Source organism: Rhodococcus sp. HNM0563 (genome assembly GCF_012726195.1).
Taxonomy (GTDB): Bacteria; Actinomycetota; Actinomycetes; order Mycobacteriales; family Mycobacteriaceae; genus Rhodococcus.
This window is the reverse complement of record NZ_JAASAF010000002.1, coordinates 259,380-284,394: the sequence shown is the minus strand read 5'-3', so window position 1 is coordinate 284,394 and position 25,015 is coordinate 259,380. Positions and strand designations below refer to the sequence as shown.

Below are 25,015 nucleotides of genomic sequence, written 5' to 3'. Positions count from 1 at the left end.
ACTCGGGGGAGAGCGCGGGTGGGAGGCTAGTGTCAGCGGATTCGGGACCTGACGGACATCGCGGGGGCAACGCCTCGCTCGACGGTTTCCCTCTCTCCACCGCCCAACGGGGCATCTGGTTCGCGCAGCACCTACTCGGCGATGTGCCGCTGACGATCGCCCAGTACCTCGACGTCCACGGCGAATTCGACCCCGAGATCTTCGCCGACGCAGGCGCAGAAGCCGCTCGCGAGATCGGTACGGGCATGCTGCGGCTCTACGAGATCGACGGCGAGCCGCTCCAAGCCATCGACGACACCCTCCACGACCGGGCCACGATCCTCGATCTCCGCGGCGAGGACGACCCCGAGGCGGCCGCGATCGAGTGGATCCGCGCCGAGTGGGTCGCACCGCTCGACATGCTCCGCGACCGGCTCATCGTGTGCGCTGTCCTCCGTGTCGCCGAGCAGCGACATTTCATCTACACCCGTATTCATCACATCGCCCTCGACGGCTTCGGCGCGATGACCTTCAGTAATCGCACAGCCGAGCGCTACACCGCGGTGGTCGAAGGCCGCGACCCCGAGCCGTTCGGCGTGAGCGCGCTACCCGACATCGTGGAGGACGAAGCCCGCTATCGCTCGTCGACCCGGTTCGACTCCGACCGCAACCACTGGGCCGAGCGCATCCGCAACCTCCCGCACCCCATCAGCCTCGCCGGTCGCGCGGCCCCCGTGGGTTCGCACCCGGTGCGGTGGAGTGCTCCGCTACCCGACCGCGTGGCCGAGGCCGTCGACCGGTTGCTCGTCGAACACGAACGCACCACGTTCGCGACGGTGGTCGTCGCGGCATTCGGAGCGTTCCTGTCGCGGGTGACGGGCGAACGTGAAGTGGTGCTGAGCCTGCCCGTCTCCGCACGCACCACCGCGAAACTGCGCCGGTCCGGCGGCATGGTCTCCAATGTCGTCCCGATCCGGATGACGGTGGGGCCCGACGACACCGCCGCCGATCTCATGCGTCGTGTGCAGCTCGAGCTGACAGGGGCATTGCGTCATCAGCGGTACCGGCACGAGGACATGCGCCGCGACACCGGGTACGGCAGTGCCGACCGCGGATTCTTCGGGCCCGCTGTGAACATCATGATGTTCCAGGGGCATGTCCGCCTCGGCGACGCGATCGGCAAGCTGCACGTGCTCAGCACCGGCCCTGTCGAGGATCTTTCGCTCAACATCTATCCGAGCGACGCCGACGATCCCGCGCACATCGACCTCGAGGCCAACCCGAATCTGTATTCGCGAGCGGAACTGCGTTCGCATCACGCACGTTTCGTGGAGTTCCTCGACGGTTTCGTCTCGACGGCCGGTCCGGTGGGAGCCCTCGATGTGTTGCACGACGACGAGCGCGCCGCACTCGTTCCCGCGCACGGGCCGTCCACCCGCCCGGTGCGGCATCTGCGCGATCTGCTCGCCGACGGTGTCGCGTGCAATCCCGACGGTCCCGCGATCATCGACGGTGCCAGGACCCTGACCTATTCCGAGCTCGATCGGCACGCCGACCTACTGGCCGGGGTGCTGAGTGCCGCAGGCGCCGGACCCGAGGTCTTCGTCGCGCTGAGCATGGACCGCAGCGCGGAGGCCATCATCGCGATGTGGGCGGTGGCGAAGACCGGGGCCGCGTTCGTGCCGATCGATCCGGCGCTGCCCGCCGAGCGCGTCGCCTACATGGTGCGCGATTCCGTTGTGCGACTGGGGCTTACCGTGCGTGCACGGATCGACGAGCTCCCGGACGGACCACGCTGGATCGCAGTCGACGATCCGATCACGGCCGAGGAGTCCGCGGCCTCGTTCGTCCCGCGGTCGCTGCGCCCCGACCACGCGGCCTACATGATCTACACGTCCGGTTCGACGGGAACACCGAAGGGCGTCGTCGTCGGTCACACCGGGCTCGCGACGTTCGCGGCCGAGGCGCGGCCGGAGCTGGGCCTGACATCGCAGTCGCGGATGCTGCGGTTCTCGTCGGCGAGTTTCGACGCGTCGATCTTCGAGATGCTGCAGGCGTTCAGCGCGGGCGCCGCAATGGTCGTGGCCCCCGCCGACGTGCTCGGCGGAGACGACCTCGCCGAAGTGCTGCGCCGTCACCGCGTCACACACATCGTGTCGGCACCGACGGTGCTCACCACCGTCGACCCCGCGGGACTCGACGATCTCGAAGCCGTTGTAGTGGGTGGCGACGTGTGCACCCCCGATCTCGTCGCCCGTTTCGGCGACACGTGCCGTTTCGTCAACAGCTACGGGCCCACCGAGACCACCATCATCGTCACCGCAGGCGAACCACTGACCGTGGGCGCACCGATCACGATCGGCCGCCCGATCGACGGAGTCACGGCCGTCGTCCTCGACCGCAGACTCCGGCCGGTCCCGGTCGGCTTCGTCGGCGAGCTCTACATCGGCGGCGCCGGCCTCGCGCGAGGCTATCTGAATCGTCCGGGGCAGACCGCAGATCGGTTCGTGGCGAACCCGTTCGACCCCGGCACGCGTCTGTACCGTACGGGTGACGAGGTGCGCTGGACCGCCGATCACGAACTCGACTTCGTGGGACGATCCGACTTCCAGGTCAAGATCCGCGGCTTCCGTATCGAACTCGGCGAGATCGACGCGGCGTTGCGTGCCCTCGACGGTGTGGAGTACGCGGTCACCGTCGTCCACGATGCGGGGCATTCCGTCGTCCCCGTCTCCTACGTGCTGATGGAGCCCGGAGCCCTGTTCGACGCCGAGTCGCTCATCCGCGGCGTGGAACGGACCTTGCCGTCGCACATGGTGCCCGCGTCCGTCGTCGAACTCGACGAAGTGCCTGTCACTCTGGCCGGCAAGCTCGACCGTGCCGCGTTGCCTGCACCGAGGTTCGCGTCGGCCGAGTTCCGCGCTCCCATCACCGACACCGAGCGCCTGCTGACCGAAGTGGCGCAGGGTCTTCTCGATGCCGAACGCGTAGGTGCCGACGATTCGCTGTTCGCGCTCGGCGCCGACAGTATCGTCGCGATGCAGTTCGCGGCCCGCGCGAAGGATGTGGGCCTGTACATCACGGCGCGGCAGATCTTCGAGCACAAGACGATTGCGGCGCTGGCGAGGGTTGCGTCGGTGGTGTCGGACGACTCGGTGTTGCGTGAACTCGACGGCGGGGGTGTCGGTCCGGTACCGCTCACCCCGATCGTGCACGAAATGCTCGGCCGCGGAGACTATTCGACGTTCGCTCAGGCAGTACTGGTAACCACTCCGGTCGACCTGACCCACGATCAGCTCACCGCCGCGGTCACCGCAGTCCTCGGCCGCCACGACATCTTGCGCTCGGTATTCACCGCCGAGACGTGGCAGGTCCCGGAGGGAATACCCGAGGGTGCGGTGGCGATCGAGCGGATCACCGTTCCGGACGCGGAGTCGATCGGCGACCTCGTCGACGCCCGATGTGACTCGGCTGCACAGCGTCTCGACCCCTCCAGCGGTGTGATGCTGCAGTGCGTGTGGTTCGACGCCGCGCAAGGGCACGGCCGGCTGCTGCTCGTGGCGCACCACCTCGTCGTCGACGGCGTGTCGTGGCGCGTGCTGCTACCCGACCTCGCGCAGGCGTGGATGCAGATCGTCGCGAGCACCGAACCTGTATCGGCCGAGGGCGGAACCTCCTATCGCCGGTGGGCGTACGCGTTGCAGTCCGATGCCCGCGACGGCATACATGCCGACGAACTCGGATTCTGGCAGCGCACTCTCGGGGCAGTGACGCCGATTCCGGGAATCGGTGAGCTCGACCCCCGGATCGACACGCTCGCGACCACCGAACGCGTGCGCGTTGCCCTCGACCCCGACACCACGGCCGCGGTCCTCACACGGCTGCCCTGCGTGTTCCGTTCGGGCACGGCCGACGGCCTCGTCGCCGCGCTTGCGCTGGCGCTGTCGAGGTACGACCGCGCGGTGCCGATCATGCTCGAAGGCCACGGCCGAGATCGTGAGGGTGCCGATCTCGCGCGCACCGTCGGCTGGTTCACCAGTGTCTATCCGGTGCGTCCGGCCGTACCCGAGTCGGTCGATCTCGTCGAGGCGTTCGCAGGCGGCCCCGCCGCGGGCGCGGTGATCAAAGCGGTCAAAGAGGCGCTCGCAGCCGCCCCGAATCATGGTGTGGGATACGGCATCCTTCGGCATCTCGACGACGAGACGCGCCCCGTCCTCGCCGCGTCGCGCGTTCCGCAGATCGGGTTCAACTACCTCGGACGCCTGACCTCCGGACATATTCCCGAGGCGATCCGCGACATCGGCTGGGTGCCCGCGGCGGTCGATCTCGACCCGACGCGCACTTCGCAGCTCGCGGTGTCCGCGGCCGTCGATATCAATGCCATGGTGGTGGACGGCCCCGACGGGCCTCACCTGACCGCGACCTTCGCGTACGTGCCGCGGGTGGTGCAGGCGGAGTTCGTCACCGACCTCGCGACCCGCTGGCGCACCGCTCTCGAAGCCCTTGCCGCGCATGTGGAGGGTCCCGGAGCAGGCGGTCTGACGCCGTCCGACGTGCCACTGGTATCGGTGCGGCAGCATCAGATCGAACGGTGGGAGTCCGAATACCCAGGTGTGCAGGATATCTGGCCCCTACCACCGCTGCAGTCGGGACTGCTGTTCCACTCGCAGCTCGCTGCCGGGTCGCTCGACGTCTACGTCGCTCAGCTCACCCTGAACCTCACCGGCAGCATCGACGCGGCACGACTGCGCACTTCGATCGAGACCGTGGTCGCCCGGCACGCCAACCTGCGCACCGCGTTCGTCCACGACGAGACCGGAGTGCCTGCCCAGCTCGTGCTCGACCGCGTCGACGTTCCGTGGCGTGAGGTCGAGGCGGACGCGGATGCTCTTGCCGCAGTGCTCGATTCGGAACGCACATCGCCGTTCGACAGTGCGCATCCGCCACTGTTGCGGGCCGTGCTCGTGCGTACCGGTGCGGACGCCGTGCTGGTGCTGACCAACCACCACCTCGTCCTCGACGGCTGGTCGATGCCGCTGCTCGTGCGAGAAGTGCTCTCCTGCTACGTCTCACCCGATGCGCTCGCCGATCCGGTGCCCTACCGCGACTACCTGCGGTGGTGGAACGCCCAGGACCACAACCGGTCGCTGCAGGCGTGGGGCGATGCACTGTCGGGGCTCACCGACCCCACGTTGGTCGCCCCGCATGCCGGGGAGGTGCTCGACGTCGATCCCGAGCAGATCGACGTCGAACTGCCCGCGTGGCTCCGCACGGGCCTCGTCGCCCGCCGCGACACCGATGTCACCGTCAACACCCTGGTGCAGACGGCATGGGCGCTCGTTCTCGGACGCGTACTGGGCCGCGACGACGTCGTGTTCGGCGCCACCGTCTCGGGGCGCCCGGCCGAACTGCCCGGTGTGGAGTCCATGCTCGGCCTGTTCATCAACACCCTGCCGGTGCGGGTCCGGCTCGACGAGGCCGACACCGTCGTCGACCTGCTCCGGCGCGTGCAGGACGACCAGGTCGCAATGCTGGAGCATCACCACGTCGGACTCGGCGCGATCCAGGAGCGCGCCGGCGCAGGAACCCTCTTCGACACGCTGACCGTCTTCGAGTCGTACCCCGTCGACCGTGCAGGTTTCGACGAGACCACCGATCTCGCCGGGATGCACGTGACGGACATCGATGCCCGCGACGCCACGCACTATCCGATCACCGTGATGGCGATCCTCGAACCCACCCTGCGGTTGAGCGTGCGTTTCCGCACCGACCTGTTCGATCGCGCCACCGTCGAACGGCTCGTGCAGCGACTGCTCGGCGTACTCGAAACCTTCGTCGCGCATCCCGACACGCACATCCGCGATGTCGACGTATTCGTGCCCGGCGAACTCGGCGTGATCGCGAACTTCGAGCGCGGCGAGATGGTCGCGCTTCCCGCCAGGACACTTCCCGACCTCCTCTGCGAGCAGTCGGAACGCACCCCCGACGGCACCGCGGTCGTCGTCGACGGCGGCGCAGTATTGAGCTACGGAGCGTTCGCGGGACGCGTGCATCGGGTCGCGCGGGCGCTGATCGCCGACGGAATCGGTTCCGGAGATCTCGTGGCCGTCGCGATGCCGCGGTCGCTCGACCAGCTCGTGGCGATCCACGCCGTCGTCACCGCAGGCGCGGCCTACGTCCCCATCGATCCCGACCAGCCTGAGCAGCGCACCAGGCACGTCCTCGACACGGCACGTCCCGCTCGTGTGCTCGACGCGCTGCCCGACGCACTGTCGTTCTCCGACAGCGTGGTCACCGACGCCGATCGCCGTCGTCCCCTGCACCCCGACGACCTCGCATATGTGTTGTTCACCTCTGGCTCCACCGGCCGGCCCAAGGGCGTGGCGATCTCGCACCGCAGCATCGTCAACCGGCTGCAATGGATGCAGGGTCGATACCCGCTGACGGGCGACGACGTCGTTCTGCAGAAAACACCTGCGACCTTCGACGTGTCGGTCTGGGAGTTGTTCTGGCCACTGCTCACCGGTGCCGCCGTGGTGCTCGCAACCCCGGACGGGCACCGCGACCCTCGCTACCTGTCGCGAGTGATCGCCGAACATCATGTCACCACAGTGCATTTCGTTCCGTCGATGCTCGAGGTCTTCCTCGCGGAAGGTGACCTGCCGCGGTGCGGTGCCCTGCGACAGATCTTCACCAGCGGTGAGGCACTGACCGCGGCGAGCGTGTCGCAGGTGGCCGAGGCGCTCGCCGTGCCCGTGCACAACCTGTACGGACCGACCGAAGCGGCCGTCGATGTCACCGCCCACGAGACGGTGCCCGGCGAAACCCCGGTCCCTATCGGTACGCCTGTATGGAATACGTCGGTGCGGGTGCTCGACCGGCGCATGCGTCCCGTGCCCATCGGAGTCGAAGGCGAGCTCTATCTCGGTGGCGTACAGCTCGCGGCCGGCTACTACGGTGCCCCAGGGCTGACGGCGGAACGGTTCGTCGCCGCCCCCGCGGGCAACGGGCGTCTGTACCGTACGGGCGACCTGGTCCGGTGGCGCGCCGACGGGGCCCTCGAGTACGTCGGCCGCAGCGACTTCCAGGTCAAGCTTCGAGGCCAGCGCATCGAACTCGGCGAGATCGAAGCCGTACTGCTCGAGCCCGACACCGTGACCCAGGCCGTCGTCGTGTTGCATCGCGACGCCGCCGCCGGTGAACACCTCGTCGCGTACGTGGTGGGCGACCGTGATGCGGCTCTCGCACACGCCGAGTCGCGGCTCCCACGACACATGGTCCCGACCCTCGCCGTGTCCCTCGATGCGATGCCGGTCACCGCCAACGGCAAACTCGACCGGAAGGCCCTGCCGGAACCCGAATTCGGATCCGCCGAGCATGTCGCACCGGCGTCGGGTACCGAACACGTCGTCGCCGCGGTGATCGCCGAAGTCGTCGGCCACGACCGTGTCGGAGCGACGACGAGCTTCTTCGACCTCGGTGGCAACTCGCTCACCGCGACCCGGCTGCTCGCCCGGCTCGACGACCACTTCGGCACCCGCCTGCAGGTACGCGACCTGTTCGACAATCCCACGGTCGCAGGGCTGGCCCGAACCATCGACGGCCGCCGCGACGAACAGCGGAGGCAGCCGGCCCCGCGACCACGCCCTCAGCGGATCCCGCTGTCGCCCGCGCAAGCGCGCATGTGGTTCGTCAACCGTTTCGACCCCGCATCCGGCGCCTACAACGTCGCGGTCGCATTGCGGCTCACCGGTGTCCTCGACGAGGAAGCGCTGCGCGCCGCCGTGATCGACATCGCCGGACGCCACGAGACGCTGCGCACCCGCTACCCCGACTCCGGCGACGGCCCGTACCAGCAGATCCTGCCCGTCTCCGAGACCGGACGGGTGCCGGCGATCGAGCCACTCGACGGCCCGCTCGACGAGAGACTGCGCGCGGTGGTGGGACGCGGCTTCGACGTCACTGCCGCGCCGCCCGTCGCACTGACGGTGCTGCGCGAGAGCAGCGCCGACGGCGCAATCGTCGACAGCCACGTGCTCGTGCTGGTGGTGCACCACATCGCCATCGACGGGTGGTCCATGCAGGCACTCGCCCGAGACCTCGTCGCGGCCTACGGCACCCGAGTCCTCGGTAACGCCCCTACCTGGGAGCCCCTGCCCGTCCAGTACGCAGACTTCGCCATCTGGCAACATGACCTACTCGGCGACGTCGACGACCCCGACTCGCTCGGTGCCCGTCAACTCGGCTTCTGGCGCGACACTCTCGCCGGTGCGCCCGAGGTGTCCGACGTCCCCACCGACCGCCGTCGTCCCGCGGTCCCGTCGTTCCGCGGCGGCACCGTGTCGGCCGAACTCGACCCGCAGCTGTACTCGCAACTCGACGAACTCGCGCGCGAGCGCGGTGCGTCGCTGTTCATGGTGCTGCACGCCGCACTCGCGGTGCTGCTGGCCCGGCTGAGCGGCACCGGCGACATCACCATCGGCACACCGGTCGCCGGGCGCGGACAGTCGAACCTCGACGATGTCATCGGCATGTTCGTCAACACGCTTCCGCTGCGCGTGTCGGTGGCCTCCGGCGAGTCGTTCACCGATGTGCTTGCGCGGGTACGCGATGTCGACCTCGCGGCCTATGCACATGCGGATCTGCCGTTCGAGCGGCTCGTCGACGCCCTGGGCACGGCACGGGCCACCTCACACCACCCGGTGTTCCAGACCGTCCTGGCACTCGAAGTGCCGCGTCCGACCTCCGTGTCGCTACCCGGTCTCGAAATCGAAGTTCTTCCCGTCGATTTCGGTATCGCCAAGTTCGATCTGGAATTCGCGGTCACCGAGCACGACGACCACGCGACCGTCGCATTGACGTTCGCACGCGACCTGTTCGACGACCGCACCGCAGCCGTGATGCTGGAGCGGTATGTACGCGTGCTCTCCGGTGCCGCGGCCGACCCGCAGTCGGCAGTGGGCGACGTCGAGCTGCTGACGGACGACGAACGCATCACTCTGATGCAGGCCCCGGACTCCGCCCCCTACCGGCCCCTGCCCGTCCTGTTCGCCGACGCCGCATCCGACCCCGAGGCACTCGCCCTCGTCTCCGGCTCCGCAACCCTGACCTACCGCGAACTGGATCGACGATCGAACATCCTCGCCCGCAACCTCATCGAGGCCGGGGCAGCGCCCGGATCGGTCGTCGCGGTCGCACTGCCGCGGTCGGTGGACTCGGTGATCGCCTTGTGGGCCGTCGCCAAGACCGGTGCCGTATTCCTGCCCGTCGACCCCGGCTATCCCGCTGCGCGTATCGAGCACATGCTCACCGACTCCGGTGCGCGCCTGGGTGTGGCCGCCACGGCGCTGCCCGGCGACGCCACCTGGGTGTCACCACATTCCAGCGGAGACGATCGGCCGATCTCCGATCGCGTGCCGCGCCCGGACGAGGCCGCCTACCTGATCTACACCTCCGGGTCGACGGGTGTGCCCAAGGGCGTCGTCGTCACTCACCGCGGGCTCGCCGCCTTCGTCGCCGAGCAACAACGCCACTATCGGGTGCAACCCGGTGACCGGGTCGCAGCGTTCGCATCCCCGAGTTTCGATGCGTCGCTACTCGAGATCTTCATGGCCATCGGTGGACGAGCAACACTCCAGTTGGTCCCCTCCGACGTCTACGGCGGCACCGAACTCGAAGAACACCTCGCGGGTGTGACTCACCTCTTCCTCACCCCCGCTGCCCTCGCGACACTGAACCCCGCACGCCTCGAACATGTTCGAGGCGTCGTTGTCGGCGGCGAAGCATGCGAACCATCGCTCGTCGAGCAGTGGGCACCGGGACGCGAGATGTTCAACGCCTACGGCCCGACCGAGTCGACCATCATGGCCACCCATTTCGGACCGATGACGACGGGTGCGCCCGTGCGAATCGGCCGGCCCGTGCTCGGCACCGGCGTGGTGGTGCTCGACACGCGGCTGCGTCCCGTCCCCGCAGGAGTCCCCGGGGAGCTCTACGTGTACGGCGCCGGTCTTGCCCGCGGCTACCACGATCAGGCGGCGCTCACCGCATCCCGATTCGTCGCGAACCCGCTGCACGGCGGACTCATGTACCGCACCGGCGACCTCGTCCGTCGGGTCGACGGCCACCTCGATTACCTGGGGCGCACCGACTTCCAGGTGAAGGTGCGTGGTCACCGCATCGAACTGTCGGAGATCGACGCGGTGCTCGCCGGCCATCCGGGGGTCGATGCAGCGGTGACCGTGTCGCATGAGGCGACCGGCACCCTCGTGTCGTACGTGACCGGACGGGTCGATCCGGCCGAGCTGTCCGTGCATGCCGCGCACGTGCTGCCCGCATACATGGTGCCGTCGTCGATCACCGTCGTAGACGCTTTCCCCCGCACGGGCGCAGGCAAGATCGACACCCGCGCGCTCCCCGAACCTGTCTTCGCCGCATCCGAGTTCGTCGAACCGCGCAGCGCGGAGGAAGTGCGGGTCGCCGAGGTGTACGCCGAGATCCTCGGCGTCGACCGGGTCGGTGCGCACGACGACTTCTTCGCACTCGGCGGCAACTCGCTGTCGGCGACGCGGGTGATCGCGCGGCTCGACTCGTCGTTGGGTGTGCGTGCGCTCTTCGAGAACCCCACGGTCGCGGCGCTCGCGGTCGCCGTCCGCGAAGGCACCCCGGATCAGCGCCCGCCACTGACCGCAGGTACACGGCCCGAGCACATCCCGCTCTCGCCCGCGCAACAGCGGATGTGGCTGATCAACCGGTTCGATCCCGCATCACCGCTCTACAACATTCCCGTCGCGGTGCGCCTGACCGGTCGCCTCGACGTCGATGCGCTCCAGGCGGCGGTCGACGATGTCGTGCAGCGGCACGAGATCCTCCGCACCCTCTTCCCCATAGCCGAACGTCACCCCGAGTCAGTCCAACTGACCGAAGGTGACATTCGGCCATCACGGCATGGGGCGCTACCGCATCAGGTGGTGCTCGACGCCGCACCGCTCGACCTCACCCCGCGCGCAGCCACCGCCGACACGGTGCGCGACGAGATCGTCGCCGTCGCCGGTCACGGGTTCGACGTCACCGACGAGACCCCCGCTCGCGGAGCACTGCTCCAGCTCGCCGACGACGAGCACATCCTCGTCGTCGTGGTGCACCACATCGCCGCCGACGGCGCCTCGACGATGCCGCTCGCCCGCGACATACTCGTCGCCTACCAGGCGCGACTGTCCGGAACGGAACCCGCGTGGGCCCCCCTCGCCGTGCAGTACGCCGATTACGCGCTGTGGCAACGTGCCTTGCTCGGCGACCCCTCGGACCCCGCATCGATCTCGGCGCGCCAACTCGCGTACTGGACCGACACGCTCGCCGACAAGCCCGCGGTGCTCGATCTACCCGCCGACCGCCCGCGACCCGCCGTTGCCTCACAGCGCGGTGCCCGCACCGAATTCCGCATCCGCCCCGACACCGTGCACGCGCTCGACAACCTGGCCCGAAGCCACGGCGCGACCCGCTTCATGGTGCTGCACGCGGCGCTCGCCGTGCTGCTCGGCAGGCTCGGATCCACCGACGACATCAGCATCGGCACGCCCATCGCCGGGCGCGGAGACGCCGCACTCGACGATCTCGTCGGCATGTTCGTGGGGACCCTCGCGCTGCGCACCCGCATCGACCCGGCGACCGGGTTCGCCGAGTTCCTCGAACAGGTCCGCGACATCGATCTCGCCGCATTCGGCCATGCCGACGTGCCGTTCGAGGAGATCGTCGACGCCGTCGACCCCGTCCGTTCACAGGCGCATGCACCGCTGTTCCAGGTGTCGCTGTCGTTGCAGAACCAGGGCACCGGAACCCTCGAGCTACCCGGCCTCACGGTCGAGCCCCTCGACCCCGGCATCGACGTCGCCAAGGTCGATCTCGAATTCACCGTCCGTGATGGCGACGACGAGTCGCTTGCCGGATCGCTCACCTACGCGACAGACCTGTTCGACGAAGACACCGCCGCGACTCTCGCCGAGCGGTGGACACGACTGCTCGGTGCGATCGCGTCCGAGCCGACCCTCGCAGTGGGCGACCTGCCGGTACTCGACGATGCAGAGACCTCGCGCGCGCTCGCTCACGCGGTGCCCGCCGCATTGCCCCCGCAGACGCTGCCGCAGATCTTCGCTGCCGGCGTGACCGCCAATCCCACCGGCATCGCCGCCACCGACGGCACCCGGCGTCTCACCTACACCGAACTCGACCGCGCTTCCACCCGCCTGGCGCACAAACTGACCGCGCACGGTGCCGGTCCGGAAACCGTAGTGGCACTGTCGTTCCCACGCTCGATCGACGCGATCGTGGCGTTGTGGGCGGTCGTGAAGACCGGAGCGATGTTCGTACCGATCGATCCGGCGCTGCCCGCGGCACGCATCGAATACCTGCTGGCCGACTCGGACGCGAACATCGGGCTCGGCACCGGACCGTCCGGTATCCCTTGGCTGTCGATCGACGCCGAAGACCAGCCCGAAACTCCACTCGCACCGGCAATCACGGCACTGTCCGCGGCATACATGATCTACACCTCGGGCTCCACCGGCACCCCCAAGGGCGTCGTGGTCACCCACCGCGGCCTGGCTGCGTTCACGGCCGGGCACCGACCGGAACTCGGCCTCGACACGGCATCGCGGCTGCTGCGGTTCTCGTCGTCGAGCTTCGACGCATCGGTGTTCGAACAGATCGCCGCGTTCTCCGCCGGCGCCACCATGGTGGTCGCGCCCCCGGACATCGTCGGCGGCGCCGAGCTCACCGACCTGCTCGGACGCGAGCGCGTCACACATATCCTCACCGCGCCCGCAGCCCTCGGCACCCTCACCGCCGGCGAACTGCCCGAACTCGAAGCCGTCGTCGTGGGCGGCGACGTGTGCCCTCCCGAACTCGTCGAACGGTTCGGCCCGGCCTGCCGGTTCATCAACAGCTACGGCCCCACCGAAACCACCATCATCATCACCGCCACCGCGGCTCTGTCGCCGGGCGACGAGATCACCATCGGCACACCCATCGAAGGTTCCGGTGCCGTGGTGCTCGACAACCGGCTCCGGCCCGTGCCCGACGGTGTCATCGGTGAGCTGTACCTGTCCGGGGCAGGCCTCGCGCGCGGCTACCACCGCCGCCCGTCTCTGACCGCGTCCCGATTCGTCGCGAATTCGTTCACCGGCGATCTCATGTACCGCACGGGCGACCTCGTGCGGCGCACTCCCGCAGGCGAACTCGATTTCATCGGTCGCAGCGACGCACAGGTTCAGGTGCGTGGCCTGCGCATCGAACTCGGCGAGATCGAATCCGCGCTCACCCGAGGTGACGACGTCGCACAGGCTGTCGTCGTCGTGCATTCCGACCCGCACACCGGCGACCGGATCATCGGATACGCAGTGCCCGCGACCGGCGCCGCCGTCGATCCGCAGCAGATCCGCGACCGACTCGCTGACGAACTGCCCGCCTACATGGTGCCCGCGCAGATCCTCGTCCTCGACACTCTGCCGATCACCGCGCACGGCAAGCTCGACCGGAAAGCCCTCCCCGTCCCCGGTATCGAAGCCCGAGCCTTCCGTGCGCCCGAGAGCCCCGTCGAGCAGACCGTCGCCGCCGTCTACGCCGACCTGCTCGGCACCGCGCGCGTGGGGCTCGACGACGACTTCTTCGAACTCGGCGGCAACTCGCTCATCGCCACCCAGCTCGTCGCTCGCCTCGGCACGGCACTCGACACCACGGTGCCTGTGCGTGCCGTGTTCGAGAACCCGACGGTGAGTGCGCTCGCCGCAGTGGTGGCGGGCAGCGCCGGGGAGGGTGCGCGGCCGGTACTGGTGAAATATGACCGGCCCGAACATATCCCGCTGTCGTTGGCGCAGCAGCGGATGTGGTTCCTCAACCGGTTCGATCCCGATTCGACGGCGTACAACCTGCCCATGGCCCTGCACGTGCGCGGCGGCCTCGACGTCGACGCGTTGCGGGCAGCGATCACACATGTCGTGGAGCGCCACGAAACCCTGCGCACTGTCTACCCCGAGACGGAGGATGGTCCGCAGCAGCTCATCCTTCCGGTGGAGCAGGCGGTCCCCGGGTTGGATATCGCACGCCCCGGCGAGGATTCGATGTTCGCTGCCGTGGTCGATTTCGTCGTCCAACCGTTCGACGTCACCGCCGCGGTACCTCTGCGGACACGACTGTTCGAGCGCGCCGACGGTGACCACATCTTCGCGATGGCGGTGCACCACATCGCCGCCGACGGCTCGTCGATGGCACCCTTCGTCCGCGATCTCCTCGTCGCCTACAGCGCGGCGGTTGCAGGGGACACTCCGGCGTGGAGCCCGCTCGACGTCCAATACGCCGATTACACCCTGTGGCAGCGACACGTACTCGGCGACGAAAACGACCCCGATTCGGTGTTGACCCGGCAGCTCGACTTCTGGCGCCGCACGCTGGACGGCCTGCCAGACCTGCTGCAATTACCTACCGATCGTCCGCGTCCGGCAGCGCAGTCGTACGAGGGCGCGCAGATCGAGTTCTCGATCGACGGGGCGCTGCATGCGCGCCTCGTCGAGCTCGCTCGTGCCCACCACGCGACACCGTTCATGGTGGTGCATGCCGCCCTCGCTGTGCTCCTGTCTCGCCTGTCGGGTACCGACGACATCGCGGTGGGCACCCCCATCGCGGGTCGCGGTGAGCCCGCACTCGACGATCTCGTCGGCATGTTCGTCAACACCCTCGTGCTCCGCGCCGATGTGCAGGCGGACTCGTCGTTCACCGACCTGCTCGCTGCGGTCCGGGAGAGCGATCTGCAGGCGTTCGCCCACGCCGACGTCCCGTTCGAGCGGCTCGTCGAAGTGTTGGATCCGCCGCGCTCGACCGCGCGGCACCCGCTCTTCCAGGTTGGATTCTCGTTCCAGAATGTGGCCCCGACCTCCATCGAGCTGCCGGGACTGAGCGTTTCTCCCGTTGAGCTCGAGCACCGCACATCGCAGTTCGATCTGCACTGGATCGTCCAGGACGAGTACGACGAGGCGGGTGCCGCTGCCGGCATGTCGGGATTCGTCACCTACGCGTCGGCGCTGTTCGACGAGGCCAGCGTGACCGTCTTCGCCGGCCGGTTCGTGCGCCTGCTCGAAGCTCTCGTCGCGAATCCGGCCGCTGCGGTGGGCGACCTGCAGATCATTTCCGACACCGAACGTCGTCGGATCATCCACGACTTCAACGACTCCGACCACGACGTTGCGCCGGCAACGTTGGTGTCACTGTTCGATGCGCAGGTTGCTGCCACCCCCGACGCGCTCGCCCTCGACGCACCGGACACGCAGCTGACCTACATCGAATTCGACGCGCGCGTCAACCGGCTGGCCCGCCACCTCATCGCTGCGGGTGTCGGGCCGGAGTCCGTCGTGGCGCTCGGCATGCGTCGCTCCGTCGAACTCGTCGTGGGCATGTATGCGGTCGTGAAGGCCGGCGGCGCCTACCTGCCGCTCGACCCGGACCAACCCGCCGACCGCACGGCCTACATCCTCGACACCGCAGCACCCGTCTGTGTGCTCACCACCGACGACACGTTCGACACCCGAACACACCCGGTGCTGCACGTCGACGAACGCAGCGATCTTCCGGCGACACCCGTCGCCGACAACGAACGTGTCGCGCCACTGAGACCCGATCACACCGCCTACGTGATCTTCACATCGGGTTCGACAGGCCGCCCCAAGGGTGTCGCGGTGTCGCACTCCGCGATCGCCAACCAATTGCAGTGGAAGCGTGAACAGTTCGGGCTCGGCCCCGGCGACGCGGTGCTCCTCGCCACCGCGGCCACGTTCGACCTGTCGGTGTGGCAGTTCTGGTCTGCGCTCGTCTCCGGGGCGCGGCTCGTCATCGCCGAACCCGACGGCCACCGCGACCCCGCCTACCTTGCGGCACTGATGGACGACTCCGCGGTGACGACCCTGCACGCAGTTCCGTCGATGCTCGAAGCACTGACAGCTCGAGGTGAGTTACCCGCATCGTTGCGTCGTGTACTCGCGATCGGTGAGGCCCTGCCGCCCGATCTCGCGCAGCGCATCCGAAGCACAGCGCCCGAGCCCACACTGTCGAACCTGTACGGCCCCACCGAAGCCGCCGTGTCGGTGACCTGGCACGACGTCACGGACGACGACACCGCCACCGTGTCGATCGGCGGACCCGAATGGAACACGCGCCTGTACGTCCTGGACGAACGATTCCAGGTGGTACCGGTCGGAGTGCCGGGTGAGCTGTACCTCGCGGGCGCACAGTTGGCGCGCGGCTACATCGGACGCGCCGATCTGACCGCGGACCACTTCGTCGCAAATCCGTTCACTCCGGGAACACGGATGTACCGTACCGGCGACCTCGTGACCTGGACCGACAAGGGAACCCTCGAGTACCTGGGCCGCACCGACTTCCAGGTGAAGGTGCGCGGGTTCCGTATCGAACTCGGGGAGATCGAGACCGCGCTGCGCAACGAGAGCACCGTGGCCCAGGCCGTGGTCGTCGCCCACCGCGATCCGCGGCTCGGTGAGCAACTCGTGGCATACGTCGTGGGAGACCGGACCCTCGCCACGGATGTCCTGAAGAAGGCGCTGGGCTCCCGACTTCCGACCTACATGGTGCCGTCGGCCTGGGTGGTGCTCGACGCGCTGCCGCTCAACGTCAACGGCAAGGTCGACCGACGTGCCCTGCCCGCGCCGACCCTCGACACGACACCGTTCCGGGCGCCATCCACACCCGTCGAGCAGATCGTCGCCGGCGTGTACGGCGACGTACTCGGGCTCGACCGCGTGGGCGTCGATGACGACTTCTTCGCGCTCGGCGGCAACTCGCTGAGCGCCACCCGGGTCACGGCACGTCTGGGTGCCGAACTGGGCACCACCGTCCCGGTGCGGGTGTTGTTCGAGCACCCGACGGTCGAAAACCTCGCCGTCGCAGTCCTGGAACAGACCGCGGGTGGAGAACGACGCCCGCTCGTGGCGGGGGAACGTCCCGAACTGGTGCCGTTGTCGCCGGCACAGCAACGGATGTGGTTTATCAACCGGTTCGTTCCGGACTCGGCTGCCTACAACATCCCCGCGGCGATCAGACTCACCGGCGAGCTGGACGTCGACGCGCTACGCGGCGCTGTCGGCGATCTCGTTGCACGCCACGAGATCCTGCGGACCGTCTACCCCGAGATCGACGGTGCCGGAGTGCAGGTCATCAGGCCTGTCTCCGAGTTCACCCTCGATCTCATCGAAGAGGACGTCGAACCGGGCAGGGCGATCGAGGTCGTCACCGGCGTCATCCGGTCTGGGTTCGACGTGACCGCGGACGTACCCGTCCGCGCACGCCTGCTCCGCGTGGGTGAGTGCGAGTTCGTCCTCGTCGTCGTCGTGCACCACATCGCCGCCGACGGTTTCTCGATCGGGCCGATGCTCCGCGACGTCATGGTCGCGTACGCGGCCAGGTCGACCGGAGAAGCCCCGGCCTGGGCGCCGCTCGACGTGCAGTACGCCGACTACAGTCTGTGGCAACGCGACATACTCGGCTCCGAAGACGATCCGACGAGCGTCATCTCGCGGCAGATCGACTACTGGACGGGCGCCCTCGACGGCGTCCCCGACGTCCTCGAACTACCGGCCGATCGTGCGCGACCGGCCGTGGCGTCGTACCGCGGCGCAACCCACCGCATCGGACTCGATGCCTCGACTCACCGGGGCCTGCTCGATCTGGCTCGAAGCAGGAACGCAACGCTGTTCATGGTGCTGCACAGCGCTCTGAGCGCTGAGCTCGCGTGGCTGAGTGCCACCGACGACATCGTGGTAGGCACCCCCGTCGCCGGCCGTGGCGACCAGGCGCTCGACGACCTCATCGGCATGTTCGTCAACACCCTCGTGCTCCGCACCCGCGTCGACCCCGACGAGACGTTCTCGACATTGCTGTCGCGTTCCCGAGACATCGCCCTCGGCGCCTTCGCACACGCAGACGTGCCGTTCGAGCGACTCGTCGAGGTTCTCGACCCGCCCCGGTCTCAGGCACGGAACCCGCTGTTCCAGGTGATGCTCACTCTCCAGAACATGGAGCGCCGCCACTTCGAGCTCGGCGACGTCCGGATCGAGCCGATCGACGCAGACCTCGGTGAAGCCAAGGTCGACCTGCAGATCACTGCGGTCGAACGGTTCGACGACGACGGCGCACCCGCCGGCATCGCAGTGGAGTGGACGTATGCGACCGACCTGTTCGACAACTCGACCGTCGTGTCGTTCGCAGAGCGCTTCACCCGGCTGCTGAGTGCGGTCGTTGCAGATCCGGACCTGCGTATCACTGCGCTGCCGTTGCTCGACGACGCCGAGCGGGCCCGAGTCCTGGCGTTCGGTGTGGGGCCGGAACTTGTTGTGGACAAGGGGATCCCCGATCCGTATTCCGAGGCAATTGCGGTCACCTCGGCCGAGATGTCCTTGACCAGTCGTGAATTCGACGAACGTGTCGCAGGGCTGGCTCGTGCACTGATCGCGCGTGGCGTCGGGCCGGAGACACGTGTCGCGGTGTACATGGAGCGCAGTCTCGACCTGCTCGTCGGCATCCACGCGATCCTGCAGGCAGGTGGCGCGTACGTCCCGCTCGACCCCGACCACCCGGCCGAACGTATCGCGCACATCGTCGAGACCGCGAAACCTGTTCTCGCGCTCGTCCGCTCCTCCACGACCGAACTGCCGATTCCGATGCTCGAGGTCGATTCCGTCGGTGCCTCCAACGACACATCACCGATCACCGACGGCGACCGGCTTGCACCGCTGCGCCCAGATCACCTCGCGTATGTGCTGTTCACCTCAGGGTCGACGGGCAGGCCCAAGGGCGTCGCCGTCACCCATCGCGCGCTGAACACCCAGCTCGACTGGATGCAGCACACACTCGGGCTGACCTGCGACGACGTGATCTTGTGGAAGACACCCGTCACCTTCGACGCATCCGTGTGGGAATTGCTGCTGGCCACACGCATCGGCGCGCGCCTGGTGGTGGCAGACTCCGAGGGCCACGCCGACCCTGCGTATCTCGCGTCGGTGATTGCCGCGGAGAAGGTGACCGTCGCGCAGTTCGTGCCGTCGGTACTCGACCTCGTCGTCGACGAGGATCCCGGAGGGTCTCTGCAGCAAGTGTTCTCGGGTGGTGAGGCCCTACGCTCCGCTACCGCCGAACGAGTCCGTGATGTGCTCGGCGCGCAGATCCACAACCTGTACGGCCCGACGGAAACCACGATCCAGGTCGCTCACCGGGCAGGGACATCCCGTGCGGGGCGCAGCGTACCGATCGGCACGGCGGTCGCAGGTACGACCTTGCTGGTGCTCGATGCGCGTCTGCAGCCTGTTCCTGTCGGTGTGCGCGGCGAACTCTACGTCGCGGGGCCGCAGGTGGCGCGCGGCTACGAGAACGCCACCGGCCAGACAGCGTCGCGTTTCGTCGCCGACCCCCACAGCGCAAGCGGCACACGGATGTATCGCACAGGCGACGTCGTGCGCTGGACGACGGCGGGAGAACTCGAATACCTGGGCCGCAGCGACCATCAGATCAAACTGCGTGGCCTACGCATCGAAATCGGCGAAATCGAGACGGTGCTGCAGGCGCTGGACACGGTCGCGGCGGCGGCAGTCGCGGTGGTGTCGGATCGGCTCGTCGGCTATATCGTCCCCGCTTCCGGTTCGGACGTGAACGTCGAATCCGTTCGTGATGCAGCGGCAGAGCAGTTGCCGTCGTACATGCTTCCGGATGCTCTCGTCGTACTCGAGGCGATGCCGCTCAACACCTCCGGCAAACTCGACCGCAGGGCACTTCCGGAACCGGAATTCGAGGCGCGGGAATTCCGGGCACCGGTGACGCCGACCGAAGAGATCGTGGCGTCCGTGTTCGGTGCCGTGCTTGGCGTCGAACGTGTCGGCCTCGACGACGGATTCTTCGAACTCGGCGGCAACTCCCTCAGTGCGACGCAAGTCGCATCCCGAGTGGGTGCGGCAGTGGATGCGCGGGTGCCCGTGCGGATGCTGTTCGAGTCGCCGACGGTGGTCGCCCTCGCTGCTTCGGTCGACGAGCTTGCTCGTTCCAGCGATGTGGCTGCGCTCGAGCCCCAGCTGCGAGTTGGCCGGATTCCGCTGTCGACGGCACAGACCCGGATGTGGTTCCTCAACCGGTTCGACCCGGAATCTGCAGTGAACAACATTCCTGCCGCCATCCGTTTGTCGGGGGCACTCGATGTCGACGCGTTGTCGCAGGCCATCGATGATGTGATCGAGCGGCACGAGATTCTGCGTACCTACTATCCCGAGATCGACGGAATCGGCAGCCAGGTCGTGCTGCCCGCGGTTGACCGTCAGCTCGGTCTGACGGCGGAGGCTGTAGCGGAGAATGATCTGCTGAGTGCGGTTGCTCGCGAGGTGAGTGCCGGTTTCGATGTGACGCTCGCGCCGCCGGTTCGCGTGAAGTTGCTCCGGGTCGCGGACGCCGAGCATGTACTGGTGGTGGTCGTGCATCACATTGCAGCCGACGGTTTCTCGATGGGCCCGTTGTCGCGGGACCTGATGACGGCGTACGCGTCGCGGTCGCTGGGTGAAGTGCCGTTGTGGGAGCCGCTCGAAGTGCAGTACGCGGACTACGCGATATGGCAGCGGCAGGTTCTCGGGTCCGAAGCCGATGAGGGATCGGTGTTGTCGCGGCAGTTGGCGTACTGGTCCGATCAGTTGGCGGGGGCGCCGGATGTGATCGAGTTGCCTGCGGATCGTCCGCGCCCGGCTGTTGCGTCGTATCGCGGTGCGTCGCATGACTTTACCTTGACTGCGTCGCTGACTTCGAGCCTCGAAACCGTCGCGCGTGCACACGGTGTCACGCCGTTCATGGTCGTGCACGCTGCTCTTGCGGTGCTGCTCGCGCGGTTGTCGGGGACCGGCGACATCGTGATCGGTACCCCCGTGGCGGGTCGCGGTGAGCGTGCGCTGGACGATCTGATCGGGATGTTCGTCAACACATTGGCGTTGCGGACGCAGGTCGAGGGCGGGGAGTCGTTCGACGAGTTGTTGTCTCGGGTGCGAGATGTGGACCTCGGTGCATTCGGGCACGCAGATGTCCCGTTCGAGCGGCTGGTCGAGGTCCTTGATCCCGTTAGGACGACCGCGTGGAATCCGTTGTTCCAGGTGATGCTCACGTTCCAGAACTTCGCACCCACGAGTTTCGAGTTGCCAGGGCTGACGTTGACTGCCGTCGAGGCCGATACTCACCTTGCGAAGTTCGATCTGCAGGTCACGATGTCGGAGCTATCCGACGGCGGATTCGCTGTGTCGTTCACGTATGCGACGGACCTGTTCGACGAATCGACGATCGTGTCGGCTGTCGAACGTTTCACCCGGGTGTTGACGGCCGTGGTCGAAGACCCGCGCGTGGTGGTCGGTGATGTCGACATCCTGACCGCAGACGAACGTGCTCGATCGCTGGATTCCGGTAGGGGTGAGGATGTCCCGGCGTCCGGATTCGTTGTTCCAGATCTCGTCGGACAACGTGCCGAGGGTTCGTCCCGCGCGATGGCGATTGTCGGCGTCGACTCGGCACTGACGTACGGTGAGTTCGGCCGCCGGGTGGCAGGTCTTGCGCGTCATCTGATTTCGTGGGGTGTCGGGCCTGATACGCGCGTGGCGGTGGCGATGAGTCGGTCCGCGGAGATGGTCGTGGCGATCCATGCGGTGCTCGCTGCCGGTGGCGCATATGTGCCGATCGATCCAGAACAGCCGCAGGACCGGATCGCGTACGTACTCGACATCGCCGACCCACTCCTCGTGCTGATTTCGTCGAATGAAGCCATCGAGACCGATCGCGCCGTGGTGTGTACGGACACTCTCGACGTGTCCGAATACTCGACCGCAATAGTGTCCGATACTGACCGCCGTGCTCCGTTGCGTCCCGAGAATGCCGCGTATGTGTTGTTCACGTCGGGCTCGACCGGTCGGCCGAAGGGCGTCACGGTGTCCCACGGCGCGGTGGTGAACCAACTGCTGTGGATGCAATCGAAGTTCGGTGTCGATGCTTCGGATTCGGTGTTCTTGAAGACCCCGGCGACGTTCGATGCGTCGGTGTGGGAGCTGCTGTTGCCTGTCGTATCCGGTGCTCGGATGGTGATCGCCGGTCCTGAAGGTCATCGTGACCCCGGGTATCTGGCCGGTGTGTTGACTTCGGGTGAGGTGACGATCGCGCAGTTCGTGCCGTCGGTGCTCGATGCGGTACTCGATGTCGTGGACGAGCCAACCGATGCGCTGCGGTTGGTGTTCTCCGGTGGCGAGGCGTTGTCCGGCACGACTGCGCGGCGGGCGCGGATCTCGCTCGGGGCAGATGTCCACAACCTGTACGGGCCGACGGAATCGACAATCCAGGTCACGCATCGACTCAGTGTCGAGGGAGACGCTGGGATCGTCCCGATCGGTGAGCCGGTGTCGAATACCCAGGTGTTCGTTCTCGATGACCGTCTGCAGTTCGTCCCCGTGGGTGTCCCAGGCGAGCTCTACGTCGCGGGTACACAGGTGGCTCGCGGATATGTCGATTCGCGGCTGACGGCCGACCGGTTCGTGGCGAATCCGTTCGGTGGTGCCGGCGACCGCATGTATCGCACGGGTGATCTGGTGCGGTGGAGTCGTGCCGGTGAGCTCGAGTTTGTGGGTCGCAATGATCAGCAGGTCAAGCTGCGTGGTCAGCGTATCGAGCTCGGTGAGATCGAGGCTGTGTTGCGTGGTCTCGACGGTGTTGCCGCGGGTGCGGTTGCGGTCTGGTCGGACCGGTTGGTCGGCTACGTCGTTTTGTCGGGTGCTCCGGGTACTTCGGATCTGCGGGATGCCATGAGCGCGGTGCTGCCGTCGTACATGGTGCCGTCGCAGTTCGTCGTCCTCGAGTCGTTGCCGCTCAACGCGTCCGGAAAGCTGGACCGGAAGGCGTTGCCGGAGCCGATGTTCGAGACCCGTGAGTTCCGGGCTCCGGTGACGGAGACCGAGCTGATCGTGGCGTCGGTGTTCGCGGATGTGCTCGGGGCTGAATCGGTCGGTCTCGACGACGACTTCTTCGCGCTCGGCGGTACGTCCCTCGTCGCGACGAGGCTCGTCTCACGCCTGCGCGCGGAGCTGGACACTCAGGTGCCCTTGCAGTGGCTGTTCCAGGAGTCGACCGTCGAAGGCTTCGCCCGCTTGATCGCCGAGGGTTCCGGTACGAGCATGTCGGACGCGCTCCGTCCGGTGTTGCCGCTGCGCGCACAGGGCTCGGGCACACCGTTGTTCTGTGTGCATCCGATCGTCGGTTTGTCGTGGTGCTACACCGGCTTGTCACAGGAACTCGACATCGACCTCTATGGTCTGCAGACGCCGGCCGGTACCGAAGCCGACTTCGCGCCCGCCACCCTCGACGAACTCGCCGCGCGATACGTCGAAGAACTTCGCGGCGTGCAGCCGCACGGGCCCTACCGGCTGCTCGGCTGGTCGCTCGGTGGTGTGATCGCCCATGCGATGGCGGTGCAGCTGCAGGCCGCGGGTGAATCGGTGGACCATCTCGTGATGCTCGACAGCGTCGTGGGCGGCTCGTCCGAGCCGACCGCCGGTGAACGTGCGACGGTGTCGATGGCCGACCTCCTGGCAGGTTTCGGCTTCGACGACAGCGCGCCGCAGGATGTCGCCGAGCTCGTCGCGACTGTTGCAGAGCTGACCGGCAACGCCGTCGACGACACCGAACCGATGGTGCAGCGACTGATCGCCACCGCAGAACACAACTCGAGGCTGCTCAGCGAGCACCGGCCCGGTGTGTTCGACGGCGACGTCCTCTACTTCACCGCTTCTGCCGACGGACGATCTGGAGCCACAGACTGGGCAGACGCGGTCACGGGCGAGATCCATGATCATTCAGTGCCCGTGACGCATTGGCACATGACTTCGCCCGAGGCCCTTGCTGTCGTCGGTCCGACGGTGCGTAGAGTCATCGAACTGCACCCGACTACCGATAAGGGCGAATCCGCTACATGAATGAGTACGTTCTGCGCCGAGCAGCGTTGTGCGCTGCGGTCGCGTTCGCCCTGGTTGTCCCTGCCGTGCCTGCGTCCGCCGAACCCGCGGCCCACGTGGACAGCGTCGAGCAGGTCGACGATCGGCGCTCGGACATGCTCGTGTATTCGCCGTCGATGGACAGGAACATTCCCCTGCAGGTCATCAAGCCTGCAGATACATCTGTTCCGCGCCCGACGCTGTACTTGCTCAACGGTGCAGGCGGCGGCGAGGACGGCGCCAACTGGCTCAACCAGACCAAGATTCTCGAGTTCCTCGCCGACAAGAACGTCAACGTCGTCATCCCCGCCGAGGGAATGTTCACGTATTACACCGACTGGATCAAAGAAGATCCGGTCGTCGGCGTGGCCAAGTGGGAGACGTTCCTGACCGAGGAACTGCCCCCGGTGATCGACGACGCGCTGGGCACAACGGGCGTCAACGCGATCGCGGGTTTGTCGATGGCCGCGACGTCGGTGCTGTCCCTCGCGATCCACGCTCCCGACCTCTACCGAGGTGTCGCGTCGTACAGCGGGTGCGCGCAGACCAGCGACCCGCTGGGGCAGACCTATCTGAGGTCGGTGATCGAGGGGATGGGGGAGACCGACGCGACGAACATGTGGGGTCCCTATGACGGGGAAGGCTGGGTCGCGCACGACCCGACCGTCAACGCGGAAGGCCTACGCGGCCTCTCCCTCTACATCTCGAACGGAACGGGTCTGCCCGGGCCGTACGAGAATCCGGAACTTCCGCGGACGCCGCAGTCGCCGCCGCTACTCGACCAGGTCGTGGTCGGCGGCCTGATCGAGGCCGCCACGAATATCTGCACGCATCGACTCCAGGACCGGTTGGAAGAACTCGACATCCCGGCGACCTTCCACTTCCGGCCCGACGGTACGCACTCGTGGGGGTACTGGGAAGACGAACTTCAGCGCTCCTGGCCGCAGCTCGCGGCGTCGATGGAGCTGTGATCGTCCAGTGCGCCCGAATCC

2 protein-coding genes are annotated in these 25,015 nt (G+C 67.4%); both read left to right on the top strand.

All coding sequences use genetic code 11. The annotated features are described in order from the left end of the window. The first annotated feature begins 29 nt into the window (after positions 1-29). Positions 30-24,005, top strand: a complete 23,976-nt coding sequence (locus tag HCA61_RS05080) for a non-ribosomal peptide synthetase (RefSeq protein ID WP_169687088.1) — start codon at positions 30-32, stop codon at positions 24,003-24,005. Continuing rightward, entirely contained in the window at positions 24,002-24,994 is a 993-nt protein-coding gene (locus tag HCA61_RS05075) for an alpha/beta hydrolase family protein (RefSeq protein WP_169687087.1), read from the top strand. The genes HCA61_RS05080 and HCA61_RS05075 overlap by 4 nt, the downstream gene beginning before the upstream one ends. The last annotated feature ends 21 nt before the right edge of the window (positions 24,995-25,015 follow it).